Source organism: Rhodanobacter lindaniclasticus, from assembly GCF_004799035.1.
Lineage (GTDB): Bacteria > Pseudomonadota > Gammaproteobacteria > Xanthomonadales > Rhodanobacteraceae > Rhodanobacter > Rhodanobacter lindaniclasticus.
This window is the reverse complement of record NZ_MWIO01000105.1, coordinates 1-740: the sequence shown is the minus strand read 5'-3', so window position 1 is coordinate 740 and position 740 is coordinate 1. Positions and strand designations below refer to the sequence as shown.

Annotated in this window: 1 protein-coding gene and 1 pseudogene; both read left to right on the top strand. The window is 63.9% G+C overall.

Annotation, left to right across the window (positions count from 1 at the left end; translation table 11 throughout):
- Window positions 1–56 precede the first annotated feature (56 nt).
- Entirely contained in the window at window positions 57–329 is a 273-nt protein-coding gene (locus B1991_RS18545) for a hypothetical protein (protein WP_136260144.1), read from the top strand.
- 37 nt (window positions 330–366) lie between these two features.
- A pseudogene (locus tag B1991_RS18540) lies at window positions 367–740 on the top strand (hypothetical protein); the annotation flags it as partial.

The window sequence follows — 740 nt, the reverse complement described above, 5'->3', positions numbered from 1 at the left end:
TCGACGTACGAGTCCGGCTCGTGGGCTCGGCGGCCTCACAAGGCCTGGGAGAGGTAATGAGGCGCATCACCGGCATCGGTCAGGATGGTGCTCAGCTGGTGCAGACCCTCGCCTTCGTGGCCGGTCTGGTCTTCGTCGTGGGCGGCATGATCGGCTTCATCGCCGATTCCAAGAAGGACGGCAACGGTCCGATCACCAAGAAGACCGCGACGATCATGATCCTGGTCGGATGCTGCCTGGGTGCCCTGGGCTCGGTGATCACCACCGGCTCGGATACGGTCTGGGGCGACGGCGCGGCTGATCGCGGCCGCATCACCATCCCGCAGTAAGCGACTGCGATCGGTGTCAGTCTCGATCTACCTATCGGTGACCCGCGACGTCAGGCGCGCTCCCCGGCTCGGACATACCCGAGCCGGGGAGGGCGTTGATGAGTTGCGCGAGCAGGTAATCCGGCAGGGGCGCTTCAAGCGCCGCTGCGCGGTGTGTTCGTTCCAGTTCGGCCAGTGGAACGGCTTCGAGCTTCACCACCTGGATGGCGACCACACCAACCTCTCGGCCGATAACGTCGTTCCGATCTGCACGCTGTGCCATTGGCCGATGCATCTGGACCTGGTGCTGCGCGAGCTTCCCTCCGATCCTGGGCTGATCGTTTACCTACCGGAAGTGTCCCAGGTGGAGATGAATCAGCTCCTCTGTGCTACCGCAGTCCACCAGATGCAGGCCAACAAGGCCGACGAGAC

What these genes read in the sequence shown, in the direction of transcription:
- B1991_RS18545 (WP_136260144.1), top strand. Translation starts at nt 57, where the DNA reads ATGAGGCGCATCACCGGCATCGGTCAGGATGGTGCTCAGCTGGTGCAG.